The sequence below is a fragment of the Trinickia soli genome (assembly GCF_002879855.1).
Classification (GTDB): Bacteria; Pseudomonadota; Gammaproteobacteria; order Burkholderiales; family Burkholderiaceae; genus Trinickia; species Trinickia soli.
On record NZ_PNYB01000011.1, the window covers coordinates 165,278 to 184,168 of the forward strand.

Annotated in this window: 15 protein-coding genes; 10 read left to right on the plus strand and 5 right to left on the minus strand. The window is 62.8% G+C overall.

What is annotated here, in order from left to right:
- The first annotated feature begins 17 nt into the window (after positions 1-17).
- Positions 18-755, plus strand: coding sequence for an ABC transporter ATP-binding protein (locus C0Z19_RS14860; protein WP_102610590.1), 738 nt, complete (start codon positions 18-20; stop codon positions 753-755).
- 95 nt (positions 756-850) lie between these two features.
- Here C0Z19_RS14860 and C0Z19_RS14865 read toward each other — a convergent pair whose 3' ends face one another.
- Positions 851-1,666, minus strand: a complete 816-nt coding sequence (locus C0Z19_RS14865) for an IclR family transcriptional regulator (protein ID WP_102610591.1) — start codon at positions 1,664-1,666, stop codon at positions 851-853.
- Positions 1,667-1,751: 85 nt separating this feature from the next.
- Between C0Z19_RS14865 and C0Z19_RS28000 the strand changes: the two genes are divergently transcribed.
- The 6 genes from C0Z19_RS28000 (at position 1,752) to C0Z19_RS14890 (ending at position 10,113) form a co-directional block, all read left to right on the plus strand.
- Positions 1,752-2,096 carry a hypothetical protein gene (locus C0Z19_RS28000; protein WP_146012072.1) on the plus strand — a complete coding sequence of 115 codons (345 nt, stop codon included), beginning with the start codon at positions 1,752-1,754 and terminating at the stop codon, positions 2,094-2,096.
- Between the two features lie 11 nt (positions 2,097-2,107).
- On the plus strand, positions 2,108-3,523 hold the full coding sequence (locus C0Z19_RS14870; RefSeq protein ID WP_102610592.1) for an NAD(P)/FAD-dependent oxidoreductase: 1,416 nt from the start codon (positions 2,108-2,110) through the stop codon (positions 3,521-3,523).
- A 231-nt stretch (positions 3,524-3,754) separates the two neighbouring features.
- Positions 3,755-5,182 carry an amino acid permease gene (locus C0Z19_RS14875; RefSeq protein WP_102610593.1) on the plus strand — a complete coding sequence of 476 codons (1,428 nt, stop codon included), beginning with the start codon at positions 3,755-3,757 and terminating at the stop codon, positions 5,180-5,182.
- A 137-nt stretch (positions 5,183-5,319) separates the two neighbouring features.
- The gene (locus C0Z19_RS14880) at positions 5,320-8,295 is read left to right on the plus strand and encodes a molybdopterin oxidoreductase family protein (RefSeq protein ID WP_233196148.1); all 2,976 of its coding nucleotides are present in this window, start codon (positions 5,320-5,322) and stop codon (positions 8,293-8,295) included.
- A 2-nt stretch (positions 8,296-8,297) separates the two neighbouring features.
- Complete coding sequence (locus C0Z19_RS14885) at positions 8,298-9,035, plus strand: 4Fe-4S dicluster domain-containing protein (protein WP_102610594.1); 738 nt, start codon at positions 8,298-8,300, stop codon at positions 9,033-9,035.
- A 130-nt stretch (positions 9,036-9,165) separates the two neighbouring features.
- Positions 9,166-10,113, plus strand: a complete 948-nt coding sequence (locus C0Z19_RS14890) for a dimethyl sulfoxide reductase anchor subunit family protein (RefSeq protein WP_102610595.1) — start codon at positions 9,166-9,168, stop codon at positions 10,111-10,113.
- 48 nt (positions 10,114-10,161) lie between these two features.
- Here C0Z19_RS14890 and pdxR read toward each other — a convergent pair whose 3' ends face one another.
- From pdxR to C0Z19_RS14905, 4 genes are all read right to left on the minus strand, one after another.
- Entirely contained in the window at positions 10,162-11,694 is a 1,533-nt protein-coding gene (gene pdxR, locus C0Z19_RS14895) for a MocR-like pyridoxine biosynthesis transcription factor PdxR (protein ID WP_102610596.1), read from the minus strand.
- Between the two features lie 136 nt (positions 11,695-11,830).
- A complete protein-coding gene (locus C0Z19_RS28930; protein WP_269844854.1) occupies positions 11,831-11,956 on the minus strand; it encodes a hypothetical protein in 126 nt (41 codons plus the stop codon).
- A gap of 192 nt (positions 11,957-12,148) precedes the next feature.
- Positions 12,149-13,411: an RNA polymerase sigma factor gene (locus tag C0Z19_RS14900; RefSeq protein WP_102610597.1), complete on the minus strand. Its 1,263-nt coding sequence runs from the start codon at positions 13,409-13,411 to the stop codon at positions 12,149-12,151.
- Positions 13,408-13,779: a YciI family protein gene (locus C0Z19_RS14905; protein WP_102610641.1), complete on the minus strand. Its 372-nt coding sequence runs from the start codon at positions 13,777-13,779 to the stop codon at positions 13,408-13,410. The genes C0Z19_RS14900 and C0Z19_RS14905 overlap by 4 nt, the downstream gene beginning before the upstream one ends.
- Positions 13,780-14,122: 343 nt before the next feature.
- Here C0Z19_RS14905 and C0Z19_RS14910 point away from each other — a divergent pair, with 343 nt between their 5' ends.
- From C0Z19_RS14910 to C0Z19_RS14920, 3 genes are read left to right on the plus strand one after another with little or no spacing between them, the layout of a single operon-like run.
- Positions 14,123-16,378 carry a TonB-dependent receptor gene (locus C0Z19_RS14910; RefSeq protein WP_102610598.1) on the plus strand — a complete coding sequence of 752 codons (2,256 nt, stop codon included), beginning with the start codon at positions 14,123-14,125 and terminating at the stop codon, positions 16,376-16,378.
- A 12-nt stretch (positions 16,379-16,390) separates the two neighbouring features.
- Positions 16,391-17,845: a Y4yA family PLP-dependent enzyme gene (locus C0Z19_RS14915; RefSeq protein WP_102610599.1), complete on the plus strand. Its 1,455-nt coding sequence runs from the start codon at positions 16,391-16,393 to the stop codon at positions 17,843-17,845.
- Positions 17,832-18,881, plus strand: coding sequence for a PLP-dependent cysteine synthase family protein (locus C0Z19_RS14920; protein WP_102610600.1), 1,050 nt, complete (start codon positions 17,832-17,834; stop codon positions 18,879-18,881). Before C0Z19_RS14915 ends, C0Z19_RS14920 begins: the two co-directional genes overlap by 14 nt.
- The last annotated feature ends 10 nt before the right edge of the window (positions 18,882-18,891 follow it).

Sequence of the window (18,891 nt, forward strand, 5' to 3'; positions counted from 1 at the left end):
TCGCGTAGGAGACGAACTTGAACATCGTCATCGATTCCCTGTACAAGACGTTCGGCGCCACATCGGCGCTCGAAAATATCAACCTTCAGTTCCAAGGCGGTGAATTCGTCACGGTGCTCGGCTCATCGGGATGCGGCAAGACCACCTTGCTGCATCTGCTGGCGGGTCTCACGTCGCCTTCCGGCGGCAATATCTATATCGACGGGGAAGTGAAGAACGAACCCGGCGCGGACCGCGTCGTCGTCTTTCAGCAGGCGGGGCTCTTTCCATGGCTCAGCGTCGAAGAGAACATCGAGTTCGGCCTTTCGCTGCATGGCGTGCCCAAAGCCGAGCGCCACCGTGCGTCGGCGGAGATTCTGCATACGATCGGACTGGAGGCATTCGCGCAGCACAAGCCCTATGAGCTTTCGGGTGGGATGCAGCAGCGCGTCGCGATAGCGCGTGCGCTCGTCATGCGGCCGAAGGTGTTGCTGATGGACGAACCGTTCGGCGCGTTGGATGCGCAAACACGCGCCGCAATGCAGACGTTCCTGACCGCACTCTGGGATCAGTTGCAATGCACGATCGTGTTCATCACGCACGACATCGATGAGGCGGTCTTCCTGGGTACGCGCCTCGTCGTGCTTTCGGCGCGACCCGGGCGCGTGGCGCTCGATGTGCCGATCGAACTGGCCCGCCCGCGTACGCCCGAGGTTGCGTTCGACCCTCACTTCCTCGAACTGAAGAAGCGGGCGATGGAAATCCTCGCGCATTAGGCGAGCGTCAGTGCAGCATTGAACGTTCGTCAGACGTCAGACGCGCATTGCACCCACTGTGATGCGCGTCCTTTTTGCGCGTCGATCTTGTTTCGTCAGGCACGCTCGTTCAAATGCAACAGCGGTGCAAGGCGGCTCGCGGCAAGCTTCATTTGCGGCACTGCCTTGAGCAGATCTTCGAGCGTTGCGCGTGCCGTCGGCGCGTGAACGGCCAGCGCGGCAAACGTATGGCTGGCAGCCGTGTCCTTGATCGGCACGGCCACCGCCACCATGCCGCGCACGAATTCCTCATTGTCGATTCCGACGCCCCGCGTTGCGAGCCGATCGAGCTCGGCTGCTAGCGCATGCGCATCGGTCAAGGTCCGATACGTCATTTTCTTGAGCGTCATGCGCGCGAGCATCGCGTTGCGTTCTAGCGGCGTCATCTGCGAAAGAAACAGCTTGCCGCTGGCGGTGCAATGCAGCGGCACGCGCATGCCGGGCCGCATTTCCAGGCGCAGGGGCTCGTCCGTTTCGACCCGCTCGATATAGAGCACGGTATCGTTGTCGAGCGCCGTCAGATTGCACGTTTCGCCCAGCACCTCCACGAGCGCGCGCAACACCGAGCGGCATCCGCGCGTAAACGTATTGTTCGACAACGTCGCCAACGCGAACTGCGCCGCGCGAGGGCCGAGCGCGATGGCGCGATCGTGGCCGCGCGAGTCGGGCATATGCAGCACATAGCCGCGTTGCTCGAGCGACTCGATCATGCGCAACAGCGTGGCTTTCGGAATATGCAGACGCGCCGACAGCTGAGACAGCGTGTAGGGCTGCCCCGCCGAAGCGAGGGTTTCGAGCACGGCGAGCGCGCGCAGCACGCGTGCGTCGTCGGTGGGCGAGGCGTCGGGCGTTCGATCGATATGGGCGGCCATGCGTCATCCGTCCGTGGCTGGCGACCACGAAAATGAACCATTTTGTACCAGATTCATAGCGTGATCCAGGAAGCGCCGTCTGCCTATGCTCGTTTATGCCGATGCCGATGCCGATGCCGATGCCGATGCCGATGCCGATGCCGATGCCAGCGCCGCGGCGACGCCTGCCGCGCTGGTCCAAGCGAATTGCTCTCACTGGTCCTACCGAGCCGAAATTGGCCTGACTAGACTTTCTTCAACAGATCGCGCAGGGCAGCCTGGCTTGCGCGAAAAGACAAAAGAGACCGATCAGGAGGCAGGCATGGCCGACGGATACGCCGCAGCGCCCGCCGATGCAGCGAGGCCTCACCGTCTCGCCGCGCGCGCAAAGCATTCGCGCGATGCCGCCGCGCCGCGCGTCAAGACGCGCGCAGCCTCCGTCAATTATTAGGAGTCCTTAGCATGGAATACAGCTCAGTCGAACGGACGGCGGGCGGCTTCGCCGGGCAGACGACGACGGATCGACGCTACGATCCGACTTACGATCCGCTCGTCTCCCCGGGCCCCGGTCAAGGCAAGGACTATGCGCCGACGTACTGGGTAGCGACAGCCGGCCCCGCACCTGCGGACGACGGCCCGATTACGAAGGATATCGACGTCGACGTTGCGATCATCGGCGGCGGCTACACGGGGCTTGCCACGGCGCTGTGCCTCGCACGCGAACACGGCATCAAAGCGGTCGTGCTCGAAGCGAACAAAACGAGCTGGGGCTGCAGCAGCCGCAACGGCGGGCAGGCGCAGAACGCGTCGGGACGCCTGTCGCGCTCGCAGTGGATCGAGCGCTGGGGCAAGGATGTCGCGTTGAAGATGCACGAGGAAATCCTCGAAGGGTTCAACCACTTCAAGTCGTTCCTCGGCGAGATCGATTGCGATCCGCAACCCGGCGGCCACTTCCTCATCGCGCACCGGCCTCGGATCATGGCGAAGCTCGCGGCCGAAGCGAAAGTATGGAAGGACGTATTCGGCTATCCCTCCGAGCTGATCAGCGCCCAGACGTTTCGACGCGAGTTCCTCGACGATCACGAGGCGGCCGGCGCGCTGCACGAGCCCGAAGGCATCGGCATTCATGCGCTCAAGCTCGCGTTCGGCTACCTGCGGCTTGCACGCGCGGCGGGTGCCAAGGTCCATACGAGCAGCCCCGTGACCGGGTGGGAGACGATCGGCGGCGTGCATCATCTGCACACGCCGGGCGGCATCGTTCGCGCCCGCGCGGTGGGCATCGCGACCGGCGCCTATACGGCGCAGACCTTGCACCCGTCGCTGCGCAGCAAGGTGATGCCGATCCTGTCGAATTCGATGGTCACACGTGTGCTGACGGACGCGGAAATCGCCGCATGCAACTTCCGCACGACGCAGGTACTGACCGATACGCGTACGCTGCGCTTTTACTATCGATTTCTGCCCGACCGTCGCCTGCAGATCGGCAGCCGCAGTGCGATCACGGGTCAGGACGCGCCCAATCCGCGTCATCTGGATTTGCTCAAGGAAGGAATGGCGCGCAAGTTTCCGGCGCTGCGCGGGGTCGATATCGATTACTCGTGGTGGGGCTGGGTGGACGTGAGCCACGACATGATGCCGCGCATCTGTCAGCCCGATCCGAAGCAGTCGGTGTATTACGCGCTCGGATACGGCGGCAACGGCGTGTCGTACTCGCAGCAAGCGGGACGCCGGCTGGCCGAACGCATCGCCGGCAAAGGCGCGCATCTGACGCTGCCGATTTTTACCAGCCCGCTGCCTGGGCATCTGTTTGCGCCATTTCGCCGGATCGGGCAACGCGTGCTGTATGCCCAATACTTCAGGAACGACGAACGACCCTGAACCCGGTGGGCGGTTGAGCGCCCATTCTCTTACGCACGTCCGGCGCATGAAAGAGGCCGGGCGTGCCGACACGAATCACAACACCAATAAGCTCGTAGACCAATCCATGCGGCGGTGTGCGCAGGGTGCGTAGGCGCGTGCCTGCGCGCCTGTCATCGATCGCGCTGCCGTGGCGATTTGGCGCCCGCCTTCGCATGGACCATGTTCAAATCAATACGATATGGAGAAGACATGCAACCCTCGATGGACCGAAGTAACCTGAAGTGTGGGCTTAAGCAACGCCATATGACGATGATCGCGCTCGGCGGCGTGATCGGCGCAGGGCTTTTCGTCGGCAGCGGCGTCGTGATTCAGCAGACCGGCCCCGCTGCGATCTTGTCGTTCCTGATTACGGGCGCGCTGGTGGTGCTCGTGATGCGAATGCTCGGCGAAATGGCTTGCGCGATGCCCGCGGTGGGCTCGTTTTACGAGTACGCACGCCTTGCGTTTTCGAATGGGCGCGGGCCCGGCCGGCTCGCAGGGTTTGTGACGGGCTGGATGTATTGGTACTTCTGGGTCATCGTCGTCGCGCTCGAAGCGGTCGCCGGGGCCAAGCTCGTGCAGTTTTGGCTACCGGATACGCCGGCGTGGCTCATCAGCCTCGTGCTGCTCGTCGTGCTCACGGCCACCAATCTGATATCGGTCGCGAGCTACGGAGAATTCGAGTTCTGGTTCTCGTCGATCAAAGTCGGCGCCATTATCGTTTTTCTGTTCCTCGGCGGCCTCTATGTGCTGGGCCTCTGGCCTGCTGCAATGCACACGAGCGCCGTGCTGCCGACGTTGCTGGGGCATGGCGGCTTCATGCCGCTCGGCATCGGTCCTGTATTGAGCGGCGCGGTGGCCGCGACCGGCTTTTACTTCGGGGCGGAGATCGTGACGATCGCGGCCGCCGAAGCGCACGAGCCCGCACGCGCCGTGGCGAAGGCGACCAACTCGGTCATCACGCGCGTACTGGTCTTTTACGTAGGATCGGTTGCGCTCGTCGTTGCGCTCGTGCCGTGGAATTCGGCGCGGATGGCGACGCCGTATGTCAGCGCACTGCAAGCAATGGGGTTGCCCGCAGCCGCGCACATCATGAATGCGATCGTGTTGACGGCCGTATTGTCTGCGCTCAACTCGGGCCTTTATGCAGCATCGCGCATGCTGTTCGCGTTGACGCGCAACGGTGACGCGCCAGCCGCGCTCGCCAAGGTCAGCAAACGCGGCGTGCCCGTGCGCGCCATTCTGCTCGGCACGCTATTCGGGTATGTATCGGTGGTCATGTCGTACATATCGCCCGATACGGTGTTCGCCTTTCTCGTCAATTCGTACGGCACCGTGGCGCTCTTCGTCTACGTGCTGATTGCTTTCTCGCAGCTGCGGCTGCGCAGCCGTATGGACCGCGCGGCGGCCAACAATCTGCGCGTGAAGATGTGGGGCTTCCCGTATCTGACGTGGCTTTCGATTGCCGGCATGATCGGGATTCTGGTTGCAATGGCATTCATCCCGGATCAGCGTAAACCGCTGTGGCTTGGCGTGGCGAGCCTGGGACTGCTGCTGATTGCCTATGCGCTGTTCATTGGCCGTCGCCGGACGCGGCTCGTCGACGAACATGAGCTGGCCTCTTATCCGCCGCGTTGAACTATCACTGCCGCCGATAGTTTCGATCATCGAATACGATTTTTAGCGAACGGCGCCGCCTCATACCATAGAAGCTTCAACGGGCGGCGCTTGCGTGTCGAGGTCGGGGCGCCGCCAGCCGCGAACGAGGAAGCACGATGGAACATCACGCCCGCACGCAGAACGAGAAGCTCGAGATCAAGACGACCACCTGCTACATGTGTGCGTGCCGCTGCGGCATTCGTGTGCATATGCGCGATGGCGAAGTACGTTACATCGACGGCAACCCCGAGCATCCGCTGAACCAAGGTGTGATTTGCGCGAAAGGTTCGTCGGGAATCATGAAGCAGTATTCGCCTGCGCGACTCACGCGGCCGCTGTTGCGCAAAGCGGGCACCGAGCGGGGCGAGGGTCAATTCGAACCCGTATCGTGGGAGGTCGCGTTCGATTTGCTCGAAAAACGGCTTTCGCATCTGCGGGCGACCGATCCGAAGCAGTTCGCGCTGTTCACGGGCCGCGATCAGATGCAGGCTTTGACGGGTCTGTTCGCAAAGCAGTTCGGCACACCCAACTATGCGGCGCATGGGGGCTTTTGCTCAGCCAATATGGCGGCCGGCATGATTTATACGATCGGCGGCTCGTTTTGGGAGTTCGGGGGCCCCGATCTCGATCATGCGAAGTTGTTCTTCATGATCGGAACGGCCGAGGATCATCACTCGAATCCGCTCAAGATTGCCTTGTCGAAGTTCAAGCGGGCAGGCGGGCGCTTCATCGCCATCAATCCCGTGCGCACCGGCTATGCCGCCATCGCCGACGAGTGGATCGCCATTCGCCCCGGCACTGACGGCGCGTTGTTCATGGCGTTGATTCGCGAACTGATCGAGCAAAATGCGTACGACCAGGCCTTCGTCGAGCGATTCACGAATGCGGCTGAACTCATCGACCTACGCGAGGACCGCGATACATTCGGGCTGTTCGTGCGCGATGGGGCTGCACCCGAAGTCAACGCGCTGTATCCGCAAAATCATCTCTGGTGGGACACGCGCTCGAACCGGGCGGTGCTGCATCACACGGACGGTGCGCAGCCCGCGCTCGACGGGCGCTACACGCTCGATGACGGCACGCCCGTCGCGCCCTCGTTCACGCTTCTGCGCGAGCAAGTGGCGCACTGCACGCCACAATGGGCCGCATCGATTACGGGCATCGCCGCGGAGACGATCTCGCGCATCGCCCGCGAGATGGCGGCAGTCGCCCGCGAGCAGCGCATCGTGTTGCCCGTGCAATGGACCGACTCCTGGGGCATGACGCACGACACGGTCGAAGGCGCGCCGATCGCATTTCATGCGATGCGCGGGCTGGCCGCGCATTCGAACGGCTTTCAGACGATACGCGCGATGGCCGTTTTGATGTCGCTACTCGGCACGATCGATCGGCCCGGGGGCTTTCGCCACAAAGCGCCATACCCGCGCGCGGCACCGCCGTCGGCGAAGCCGCCGAGCGATCCGGCCTCGATCAAGCCCAACACGCCGCTTGCCACCGGCCCCCTGGGATGGCCTGCTGCGCCGGCCGACCTGTTCATCCATGAGGACGGCTCGCCCGCGCGCATCGACAAAGCCTTCTCCTGGGAGTATCCGCTCGCCGTGCATGGCCTGATGCATTCGGTCATCACGAACGCATGGCGTGGCGATCCCTATCCGATCGACACGCTGCTGATCTTCATGGCGAACATGGCGTGGAATTCGTCGATGAACCCGGGGCAGGCGCGCAAGATGCTCGTCGATAAACGCGAGGACGGCGAATACAAGATTCCGTTCCTCGTCGTCTGCGACGCGTTCGAATCGGAGATGACGGCCTTCGCCGATTTGATCTTGCCCGACACCACGTATCTCGAGCGTCACGATGTGATGTCGGTGCTCGATCGCCCGATCTCGGAGTTCGACGGCCCCGTGGATTCCGTGCGGGTGCCCGTCGTGCCGCCGACCGGAGAATGCAAGCCGTTTCAGGAGGTGCTGATCGAACTGGCGAGCCGCCTGAAGTTTCCCGCGTTCACGACGGCGGACGGCAAGCGCAAGTTCCGCGACTATCCCGATTTCGTCGTCAACTTTCAAACGTCGCCCGATTCGGGCACGGGCTTTTTGATCGGCTGGCGCGGCAAGGACGGGACGAAGGCCGTCATCGGCGAGCCGAATCCGAAGCAGTGGGAGCAGTATGCGAACAACAACTGCTTCTATCACCATCGGTTGCCCGAATCGCTGCAATATATGCGCAACTGCAACGGGCCCTACATGCAGTGGGCCGTCGATAACGGCATGCGCAAATTCGGCGTGCCGATCGTCATTCAGCTCTATTCCGAGGCAATGCAGACGTTCCGGCTCGCGGCGCAAGGCAAGACGAAAGGGCGGCAACCGCCCGAGCATCTGCGCGAGCGCATTGCACGCTACTTCGATCCGCTGCCGTTCTGGTATCCGCCGCTCGAAAACGGGGCGACCGATCTCGACCGTTATCCGCTCGCGGCCATCACGCAGCGGCCGATGGCGATGTATCACTCGTGGGATTCTCAGAATGCGTGGCTGCGGCAGATTCACGGCGAGAACTATCTGTTCGTCAATCCGGTGACGGCCGCCAAGGATGGTATCGAAGACGGCGGCTGGATCTATGTCGAATCGCCGTGGGGCAAGGTGCGCTGCCGCGCGCGCTACAGCGAGGCCGTCGAACCGGGCACGGTGTGGACCTGGAACGCCATCGGCAAGGCGGCCGGCGCGTGGAATCTGGCCGCGAATGCCGGTGAGTCGCAGAGAGGTTTCCTGCTGAACCACGTGATCACCGACGAATTGCCGAGCGATATGCGCGCGGGCGAGCGGATGTCCAACTCCGATCCGATTACAGGGCAGGCTGGCTGGTACGACGTGCGCGTGCGGATCTATCGGGCCGAAGCCGATGCGGCAACGACGCTGCCGCAATTCGAGCCGATGCGGCCACTGCCCGGTTCGACGAATGTTCTTCAGCGCGTGCAGGCGTATTTCGCGGGCACGGGTGAATTCGCGGCGCGATTGCTGCGCGCCGGTACGGCAACGACCACAGCCTCGACCGCTGCTGCATTGCCGCCGGACTCGACGCTCCAACAAGGGGAATGACCATGACTCAGATGGCCCTCGTCATCGACCTGAATGTCTGTGTGGGCTGCCACGCGTGCGTGACCAGTTGCAAGGAGTGGAACACGTCGGGCGAGGCGGGCAGTCTCACTGACATTCGCCCCTATGACGACGATCCGTCGGGCACGTTTTTCAATCGCGTGCAGACCTATGAAGCGGGCGTGTTCCCGATGACGGACACGATTCATTTCCCGAAGTCGTGTCTGCATTGCGAAGACCCGCCTTGCGTCCCCGTATGTCCGACCGGTGCGAGTTTCAAGCGCAAATCGGATGGCATCGTGCTCGTCGATTACGACAAATGCATCGGGTGCAAGTACTGCGCGTGGGCGTGCCCTTACGGTGCGCGGGAACTCGACGAAGGGCGCAAGGAGATGACCAAATGCACGCTCTGCGCCGACCGCATCAACAATGAAGCCTTGCCCGAGCGCGACCGCAAGCCGGCCTGCGTCTTGGCGTGCCCCACGTCGGCGCGACTCTTCGGCGACATTCACGATCCGCAGTCGGAGGTGTCGCAGGCGATTCGCGAACGCGGCGGTTATCAATTGATGCCGGAGTGGGACACGAAACCGGCGAACCACTATTTGCCGCGCGTGACGACGGAAGCGGCGTGTGGGTGCGGAGGCGGCGGATGCGGCAGTGCCGGTGGAGCGCGCGATGCTTCGCTGGAAGCGCAGTTCGAACGAGGCGAGATCGATCTCGCAGCGTTGGCTGCACACCGTTGATGTGCGCAGCGGCGTACAGCGGCATCGGTTGCGATGTCGGCCGCGCGTCATAAGCCATCAGCCGTCAGCCGTCAGGACGTCAGTCGTCAACTTCATCAACGATTAGTCAACAGCATCGACGGAGTACCTTATGCGGCCCGCTTTCTCGGTCATCTTTCTCACCACGCTTTGCGGCGCTGCGCAGGGGCTCATGCTCACGCTCGTGGCGATCGAAGCCAGCACGCGCATCACGGGCACGACCGTGCCTTCGGTGCTCTACGTGGTCGGCGCCGCGATCGCGGTGGTGCTCGGGACGCTCGGTCTGTTCGCATCGTTCTTCCACCTCGGGCATCCCGAGCGCGCGTGGCGCGCGGTCGCGATGTGGCGTACGTCGTGGCTGTCGCGCGAATGCATCGCGTTGCCTGTGTTTCTGGTGTTCGCGTCGGCGTATGGGCTCGCCCATTGGCTCGGTTGGAACGGCACGCTCGCAATCGGTTTGGCCGGCGCGGCCGCGAGCCTCGCGCTGTTCGTCTGCACCGCGATGATCTACGCGTGCTTGCGGTTCCTGCAGGAATGGGCCAGCCCGTTTACGCTCGTGAATTTCACGCTGCTCGGCTGCGCTTCGGGCTGCACGCTGGCCACGGCATGCGCGGCCTGGTGCGCGCCGATGCTGGTCGGCACGCTCGCGTTGAGCGCGTGCTTGCTGACTTTGGCTGCATGCGCCGCACGCCTTGCATCGCTCGTGCGCAACGCGCGTCTCAGGCCGAAATCGACCGTGCAAAGCGCCACTGGCATCCGCAACAGCAAGGTCGAGCAGAAGTCGCGCGGCTTTACGGCGAGCGCATTCAACACGCGTGAGTTCTTTCATGGCCAAACCGCCGATACGTTACGCGTGATCAAAATCGTCTTCATAGCGGCTGCGTTTGCCGTGCCGTTCGTGTTGACGGGGGCAGGGGCGCTTGCGCCGCAATCGGTTGCGGCGGCCGTCGCCTTGGGCGCTGCGTTCGTCATCCAGTATGCGGGGCTCGTGGCCGAGCGTTGGTTCTTCTTCGCCGATGCGCAACACCCGCAGAACATCTACTATCAGCGCGCATCGTAACGCTGGTTTGACGGGCGTCGGCGTAGCGTTTCGACTGCCCTCTTGCATTCAAACAGTGGGTTGCTGAGTTCGCACGCATTGTGCGAGCGCGCTGACGCCGGGCTCGATGCGCTCGAGTGCAATGGCGGAAAAGCCCATGCGGAAGTAGCGTCGTGCGTACGTATCGTCGGTCATGAAGAAGACGCTGCCTGGCTCGATGAGCACGCCGACAGCCTGTGCGTCGGCGGCCAGACGCTCGGCATCGAGCCATTCGGGCCCCTCCACCCACGACGATGCGCCGCCTGTGATCGGCACATAGCGCAGCTGCGGCAGATGCGCGTCGAGTGCCGCCATCAGCGCTTGCGATCGTTCCCGATACGCATGCGCGAGCCGGCGCAACAACGCATCGTGATGTCCCAATGCGAGGAAGGTCGCAAATGCGCGTTGGACGTAACCGACCGGATGCCTCACCATCAAGCGCCGCAGCGCGCGCAATTCGCGTATCAATTCCCGCGGACCGACAACATAGCCGAGCCGCAGCCCCGGCGCAAAGGTCTTCGAAAGGCTGCCGACATAAATCACGCGATCGGCCGTGTCGAGGCTCTTGAGCGCGGGGTGAGGCGTGCCGGAGAACGTGTTCTCGCTCTCGTAGTCGTCTTCGACGATGACGAAGTCATGCTCCTGCGCCATCGCCAATAGCGTTCGACGCCGCTCGATCGGCATGGTGGCTGTCGTCGGGCACTGATGGCTCGGCGTGACATAAACGTAATCGCAACGCGCAAGTGAATCGTCGAGCGCTTCCGGCGCAATGCCGTGCTGGTCGACGCTGAGCGGCACGAGGCGGGCGTTGCGATTTTCAAAGATGTTGCGTGCGTCGGGATAGCCCGGATTTTCGAAGCCGACCGTCGTGTCTTCGCCGGTGAGCAGATCGGCAATCAAATACAACGCCTGCTGACAGCCGTTGGTAATGATGATTTCGTCGGGCGCTGCGAATACGCCGCGCCGTGGCAGCACGCGCGTGCGAATCTGCTGGATCAGCGATTCATCGTCGCGCTCGATCAGATCGGGCGCCCAGTTTCGAATCTCCATGATCGACAGCGCCTTCATGCAGCACTCGCGCCAATCGTTGGTCGGAAACAGCGATTGATCGAATTGCCCGTAGATGAAGGGATATTCGTAATGCTGCCAATTCGCGGGCTTGACGATATTGCGTTGGTTCGATGGCGGATGAACGATGCGCTGCCGCCAGTTGGGCCGACCGATCGCATCGTCGTCGCTCGCGGCGCATGGGCCGGCGGGGGCCACGGCGAAACGCGGCAAGCCGTGCAGCATGTCGGGGTTGACGAAGTGTCCGCTGCGTTCGCGCGAGATCAAATAGCCTTCTTCGACAAGCATTTGATACGCGAGTACGACGGTGTTGCGCGCGACGCCCAGTTGATCGGCCAGCTCGCGGCTCGACGGCAGTGCCGCCTCGGGGACAAGCTGCCCATCGAGGATGGCGGCCACGAGCATCTGGCGGATTTGATCCTGCAGGCTCTTCTTCGATCCCGACGACCTTTGAAATTGCTGGGCCCACATGGCTGTCGGGGTGCGGCTCGGCATGCTGTCTCCTGGCGTCGTTCGGAATCGTCAATCAAGATACGCGCGTCAATCGCGTATGCACGAGATCATACTGAGAATGACGGCGCCTCGGCGATCCGGGCAAACATCGGTGGCTTTCACAGCACGCGTGTGCCGATCAACGCGTGAGATGCAGCAACAGGAAATGCAGCGCTTGCAGCGCCGCCTCCTGCATTTCTTCAGGCTTCAAATGATAGGCCAGCAGCACAGGGCCGCTCAGCACGACAATCAACAGATATTTCACTTTGCCTCCTCACGGGTGGGGGTGTCGTGAGGCTGTCCGACGAATCGATCGCCTATGACGGGAAAAAAGCAGAACGCATGCCATGGGCGCAAACCTCATGGGTGGCGTGGCTCGGCCGAGTGGATGGAATGAGCTTGAACGGTTTACTCGAATAAACGTTTCTTCGTCGAAACGTCGAGGGCTGAAACGTTGCTACCCGGCAGATCGCAACGCGGCGCGTCTATGCTGCAGGAATCGACGCACGGCGGGATCGCTTGCAAGTCCGATCGCCAGATCGTACGAGGCCAACGCCTCCGGTACCGCGCCGGCTCTGGCGAACAGATCGGCGCGTGCGGCGTGGTACGGCTGATAGCCGGCGAGGCGCCGATCGTCCGCATGAGGTGCGAGCGCTTCGAGCGCGGCTCGAGGCCCGTCGCGCTCGGCCAACGCGAGCGCCCGGTTCACGGCGACGACCGGCGATTGAGCAATCGCCAACAGCGCGTCGTAAAGTTGCACGACTTCCTCCCAATTCGGTTGCCGCGTTCGGCAACGATGCACATGCGCCGACTGCAAGGCGGCTTCGAGCTGGAAGCGCCCGATCGTTTTGTATGCGCTGGCTCGCCGGAGCAGGGCGCCGGCCGCATCGAGCATCGGTGCGTTCCATGTTGCGGGGTTTTGCGCCGACAGCGGTACATAGTTGCCGTCGGCATCGCGTCGCGCCTCGCGCCTTGCATGCGCATACAACATCAGCGAAAGCAGGCCCAAAGCTTCGGGTTCGTCGGGCTGCAACTCGACGAGCAGGTGCGCGAGAAACAACGCTTCCCCGGTCAGATCCTGTCGAACGATCTCGCCGCCGACCGGGTCGCTCCATCCTTCCGAATAGACGGCGTAGATCGCTTCGAGCACTGCCGCCAGTCGGCCCGGCAACTCGTCGCGCTCGGGCACGACGAATGGCACCCCGGCGTCGCGCATTTTGTTCTTGGCCCGTGCGAGACGTTTGCTCATCGCGGCCGGCGATACCAGGAATGCCGATGCAATCGTCGTCGTCTCGAGCCCCAGCACAACCTGCAGCATCAGCGGCGTGCGAATGGCTGCGTCGAGTGCGGGGTGCGTGCATGCGAACAGCAGCGCGAGGCGGCGATCGGGCAAACCGCCGGCGCGGCTATCGTCGCTATCGCCGATTTCGTCGGCGAGCAGGGCGAGCTCGTTGAACAGTGCGTCGCCGATGCTGCGATGACGGGCCGCATCGATGGCGCGGCGACGCGCTACCGTCATCAGCCAGCCCTCGGGATTGGCCGGACAACCGTGCTCGGGCCAGGCGACGAGCGCGGCGGCGAATGCCTCGGCAAGCGCGTCTTCGGCCGCCGCCACGTCGCGCGTGCGCATCGCCAGCAGGGCGACGAGCCTGCCGTAGCTGCCGCGCGCGACAGCTTCCGCAATCGAACGTGCGGCGCTGTCCTGGCCCGCCAGACTCATGCGTCGGCCGCGGCGTAGTAGGGCGGCTTCCACACAGGGCGCACTTCCATGACACCGTGGCTCGCGCCCGGACAACGCGCTGCCCAGGCGATGGCCGCGTCGAGATCGGGTGCATCGATCAGGTAGTAGCCGGCCAGTTGTTCCTTCGAGTCCGAATACGGTCCGTCGAGGACCTGCGGCTTACCGTCGACGAGCCGCACGGTAGTGGCGGTGCTCGTGGGCCGAAGCCGGTTGCTGCCGACGAGCACATCTGCTTTCGTCAACGCTTCCGTATACGCCTGATAGGCCGCGACGCCGTGTTCGCGCTCGCTGTCGGTCAGTTGGTTCCAGTCGCGTTCCGCTGAATAGATCAACAACAGATATTGCATGTGAGCCTCCATGTGTGGGTGACGGCGCACCGATTCGCATCGGGCCGTCATGACAATGACGCTCGAGCGAGGGCTCGACGGACACGCGGCGAAAAAAATAGTGCGCTCGACACAGGGCGTCTGTCACCGGGTATTTCGGCGAGGAGGATGACGCCGACCGATGCATGCCCTTCGGGGCCGGGCTGCGTGCGCTGTCGGTTCGCTTCCACCGCGCCGAGTAGAGGCCCACCTAGAAAATTGATCTTCGGTATTGCAACTCATTCTCATTTGCATTAACGTTAACAAATCGAAAGGCTGTTGTCTGATCAATCGTTTCCCTAACAAAAACAGTGGTTTAACAGTCATGTCATTCCGGCTTCCTCGCTTTGCCGCAGTTTTGCGCACTACCGCCGCTCTTCCCCTGCGTTGCATCGAACCGCTGCCGGTCGCGGCGCGGCTTGCATTCGCGAGCGTGCTTACAACCGGCGTCAGCAGCTTTGCATGGGCCCAGGACTACGCGGGCTCTCACTCCGGCTCCGATGCTGTCCAGCGCGCGGCGCAAGCGCCGCAGGAGTTGCCCGCCGTCGTCATCAAAGCCGGGTCCGCTCCCTTCGAACTCCCGCGAGCCTATGCGGGCGGCCAGGTCGCCAAGGGCGGTCGCGTAGGATTGCTCGGCAACAAGAGCACGATGGACACGCCGTTCAGCGTCAGCCACTACACCTCGCAGCGCATGCAGGACCAGCAAGCGGTCACCGTGGCGGACGTATTGAACGAGGACCCCTCGATTCGCTTCACCGGCCAGACGGGCGGGGTGACGGATTCCTTCTATATTCGCGGCTTCCCGATCAACGAAGGGAATCTGAGCGAGTTCGCGTTCGACGGCATATACGGCGTCGTGCCCAACTATCACGTGTTTCCCGAATATGTCGAACGCGTAGAGGTGTTGAAAGGGCCGGCCGCGCTGCTGTATGGCATGTCCCCGAACAGCGGCGTGGGCGGCGTCGTCAACATCGTGCCCAAGCGTCCGCTATGGAAAGATTTGACGCGCTTGACGACCGACTACGCCTCCGATTCGCAGGTGGGCGGACACGTCGATATCAGCCGACGGTTCGGCAGCGATCGACAATTCGGCATACGCTTGAACGGGCTGCACCGCCAGGGCGGCACGCCGCTCGATCATCAATCGTCACGAGCGGAGGTGGGGGCGGTATCGCTCGACTATCGCGGCGAGAAGTTGCGCGCCACGCTCGATCTGATCGGGCAATACCAATGGGTCGATGCGCCGACGCGTCCGTTTCTCCTCGCCCCGGGCCTTCAAACGCCGTCTGCCGCCGACGGCCGTCGCAACGTCACGCAATCATGGGGCTGGTGGAAGTCATACGACCAGTCGGGGCTGCTGCATGCCGAATACGATCTGAGCCGCAACGTAACGGTGTTCGCCGATGCGGGTGGAGCAAAGACCGATGTCGCGCGGCTTTCGGATCAAACGCCGACCATTATCAATGCAGCGGGCGATACGAGCGCGACGCCGCAGAACTGGAAATTCCAGGTCAATCGCTGGAGTGCCGATACGGGCATCCGGGCGCGCTTCGATACGGGGCCGATCAGGCATCAGCTCGCCATGCAGGCGAGCCTCTACGAAGACCGCCTCGCGCAGGCCAGCAATGCCGGTGCGGCCGTCCTGTCGAACCTCTATTCGCCCATAGCCAGTCCCGCGCAGGGCATTGCATCGCCATCGCGCGTGCCGAAGGTGTCTTCATCGCAACTTACCGGTGTTGCCCTTGCCGATACGTTAAGCGTGCTTGACGAGCGCGTGCAGCTCACGGCCGGCGTGCGGCAACAACAAATCGAGTCGGACAACTTCAGCACGTCTACGGGCGCGAAGATATCGTCGTACGACAAAGGTGCGGTCACACCGTTGGTCGGTGTGGTCTTCAAGCCGGTCGAGCACGTCTCGCTGTACGCGAACTACGTCGAAGGGCTCAGCAAAGGGGATATCGCACCGGCCAGCGCGTCGAACGCGGGGCAGGTCTTTGCGCCGTACAAGACGAAACAGCAGGAGGTCGGCGTGAAGATCGACCTCAACCATGTCATGGCGACGCTGGCGGCCTTCAGGATCAACAAGCCCAGCGGGCAACTGGATGGCACGGTCTACACGGTCGACAGCAAGCAGCGCAATCAAGGGCTTGAATTGACCGTGGCCGGCGAGCCGCTCAAGGGCGTCAGGGTCCTGGGCGGGGTCACCTTGCTCGATGCCGCATTGATCGAGACCCCCAGCGCAACGACGCAGGGCAACCGGCCCGTCGGCGTGCCGAAGTGGATGGCCAATGCCGGTGCCGAGTGGGATGTGCCGTGGGTGCGCGGGCTGACGCTGACGGGGGCCGTCAACTTTACGGGACAGGAGTACGTCAATCAGGCGAATACGCAGTCGGTGCCGTCATGGACTACGTTCGATCTCGGCGCGCGGTATACGGCGCTCGTCTACGGCAAGTCGACCACCTTCCGCGCGGGCGTGCTCAACGCGTTCGATCGTAAGTATTGGTCGGGCGTGGCCTCGTACGGAACGATATCGCCAGGTGCGCCACGCACGCTGTTCGCATCCGCGACGATAGATTTTTGACGGGGCGGAGCGATGACGCAAATGGACTGCGGCGCATTGCGCCTCGCGGCGAAAGGCCCTGGTTTTCAGGTATCGAATCGAGCGGCGCTGCAACCGATCCTGGAAGATGAAGCCGGGCGACTGATCTCTTCGCCGCAGGCTCTGTTCGATATGACCTTGGCTTACGGCTCGCCGCTCAATATCGTGTTGCCGCAGGCTTTGGGCCGTAACGCCGACAAGTTTCGCGCAGTGCTACGTCGGCATGACGTGCAGTGCGGGATCTTCTACGGCGCCAAAGTCAATAAATCGCCGGCGCTCGTGCGCGCTGCGGTCGACGCGGGCGTCGGCGTCGACGTATCCAGTCTCTACGAAATGCGCGACGCGTTACGCGCAGCGATCGATCCGACGAGGCTGTGCGCGACGGGGCCCGCGAAGACACGTGTGTTTCATATGGCGCTAATCGCGAACGCCGCGTTGATATCGGTCGATTCCGTCGAGGAGTTGGCCGATCTCGAAGCTGTCGCGCGCGAGATCGCGCCGAGCCGGCCGGTGCGTGTGCTCCTGCGTTACCGGCCTCGCTCGCAGCGCGCCAGCCGTTTCGGCATGAGCGAAGATGCGTTGCGTCATTGCCTCGATCGATTGGCGCATGCGCGCGGGGCGTTCTCGTTTGAGGGTTTCCACTTTCATCTCGGGGGATATGACTATGAATCGCGCGCGCAGGCAGTGCGCGAGCTCATCCGATTCATCGACTCGGCCCGAACGGGCGGCCTCGACCCAAAGATGATCGATATCGGCGGTGGGTTGCCCGCTCGGTATGTGCAGCATGAGGCCTATGAAGCGTTTCTCGAACGACAGCATGGCGGCCACTATCGCAACGGCAAAGTACCGGCCTCGTTTTATCCCTACGGGGGGGCGATCGGGGCTGACGAATGGTTGGATCGCTTCCTTGCGTCGCCCTGTGTCGACGGCCGGTCCATTGCGACCTATCTGAATGCCAATGCGCTGACGCTCGCGATCGAGCCGGGGCGCAGCCTCGCCGATCAATCGGCCGTTTCCGTCTTCCGCATCGCGCGCGTCAAATCGTTGTCGGCCGAAGAGGTCGTGGTCTTCGTCGAAGGCAGCAGCTTCAGCGCATGCGAAACATGGTTTGGCTCCGAGTTCCTCGTCGACCCGATTCATATCCCGGCATGCGAGGTGGAAGGCGTAGGCGCCGACGCATCGACAAGTGCGCCCACGCGCGGCTGGATCGCCGGACACAGCTGTCTCGACGAAGACGTCGTAACGAATCGCCTGCTGCATTTTGTGAGCAGACCGAAGCCCGGCGATCTGCTCGTCTACGCCAATACCGCCGGCTACCAGATGGATCTACTCGAAAACGCATTTCACCGCCATCCGCTTCCACGTCGAATTTCAGTGACTTACGACGCCACAGGCGGGATGGACATTTCACCTGACGATCGAATGGAGAAGTGGAATGATTTTGACTAAAGTGACCGACCTCATCGGCAATACGCCCATTCTCAGCATTCCCATCCCTGCCAGGCAGTCGCAGTTGCTGCTCAAAATCGAAAAGAACAATCCGGGCGGCAGCATCAAGGACCGCATGGCTCGCAATATGATCGTCGCCGCGCTCAAGTCGGGGCGACTCGCCGAGGGCGGCGTCGTGGTGGAGTCGTCATCGGGCAATACGGGTATCGGCCTCGCGATCGCCGCGGTGGAGTTCGGATTGCGCTTCATTGCAGTCGTCGATCATCACGCGGCGCCCGACAAGATCGCCGTCATGCGCGCGCTCGGCGCCGAGATCCGCTATGTCGAAGGACAGTACCGCGAGGATGAAGTGGCCGTGGTCGAGCGGCAGCGCTTGGCCGCCCAGTTGGCCCGCACGATTCCCGGCGCGGTGTTCATGAATCAATCGGACAACGCCGCCAACGCCGGCGGGTATTCCGAGTTCGTGAGGGAAGTCGTGAGCGAAGTGGGCGGCGTCGACGCCTATGTCGGTTGTGTCGGAACGGGCGGATCGATGACGGGCATCGCCCGTGGGCTCAAAGTACACAACCCGCACACGAAAACGATTGCCGTCGAGCCCGATGGCTCGATCGTCTTCGGGCAGCCGGGGCATCCGTACTATCAGTCTGGCACGGGCACGCCCGCGGGCGATACGGTCGGTTTGGTGCTCGACTACAGCTGCATCGATATGGGCGTGCAGGTTTCCGATTCGCAAGCTTTTGAAACCGCGCGGTATATGGCGAGGCGCAGGGGCATGCTCGTCGGCGGATCGACGGGCGGCGTCATCTATAAAGCGCTTGAATTCATTCACGGCGGCCTCATCGGCGGCAATGTCGTCGTGGCCATCGCCGACGGCGGCGAGAAGTACCTGCATACGGTCTTCAGCGAAAGCTGGCTCAAAGAGCGCAATCTGCTCGACGTGCAGGTATGGCATCAGCTCGATAGCTGGTTCGGTCAGGAGCGTTTGACCGACGAGTCGTGCGCGGTGCCGCGGCTGCATGCGGTAGAAGCGGCATGACGGCGCACGA

Bases quoted from the DNA above. Each gene is read 5' to 3' on its own strand.
- C0Z19_RS14885 (WP_102610594.1), top strand. From the start codon at position 8,298: ATGACTCAGATGGCCCTCGTCATCGACCTGAATGTCTGTGTGGGCTGC.
- pdxR (WP_102610596.1), bottom strand. From the start codon at position 11,694: ATGCCGAGCCGCACCCCGACAGCCATGTGGGCCCAGCAATTTCAAAGG.
- C0Z19_RS14920 (WP_102610600.1), top strand. From the start codon at position 17,832: ATGATTTTGACTAAAGTGACCGACCTCATCGGCAATACGCCCATTCTC.
- C0Z19_RS14890 (WP_102610595.1), top strand. From the start codon at position 9,166: ATGCGGCCCGCTTTCTCGGTCATCTTTCTCACCACGCTTTGCGGCGCT.
- C0Z19_RS14870 (WP_102610592.1), top strand. From the start codon at position 2,108: ATGGAATACAGCTCAGTCGAACGGACGGCGGGCGGCTTCGCCGGGCAG.
- C0Z19_RS14905 (WP_102610641.1), bottom strand. From the start codon at position 13,779: ATGCAATATCTGTTGTTGATCTATTCAGCGGAACGCGACTGGAACCAA.
- C0Z19_RS14910 (WP_102610598.1), top strand. From the start codon at position 14,123: ATGTCATTCCGGCTTCCTCGCTTTGCCGCAGTTTTGCGCACTACCGCC.
- C0Z19_RS14865 (WP_102610591.1), bottom strand. From the start codon at position 1,666: ATGGCCGCCCATATCGATCGAACGCCCGACGCCTCGCCCACCGACGAC.
- C0Z19_RS14915 (WP_102610599.1), top strand. From the start codon at position 16,391: ATGACGCAAATGGACTGCGGCGCATTGCGCCTCGCGGCGAAAGGCCCT.
- C0Z19_RS14900 (WP_102610597.1), bottom strand. From the start codon at position 13,411: ATGAGTCTGGCGGGCCAGGACAGCGCCGCACGTTCGATTGCGGAAGCT.
- C0Z19_RS14880 (WP_233196148.1), top strand. From the start codon at position 5,320: ATGGAACATCACGCCCGCACGCAGAACGAGAAGCTCGAGATCAAGACG.
- C0Z19_RS14875 (WP_102610593.1), top strand. From the start codon at position 3,755: ATGCAACCCTCGATGGACCGAAGTAACCTGAAGTGTGGGCTTAAGCAA.
- C0Z19_RS28000 (WP_146012072.1), top strand. From the start codon at position 1,752: ATGCTCGTTTATGCCGATGCCGATGCCGATGCCGATGCCGATGCCGAT.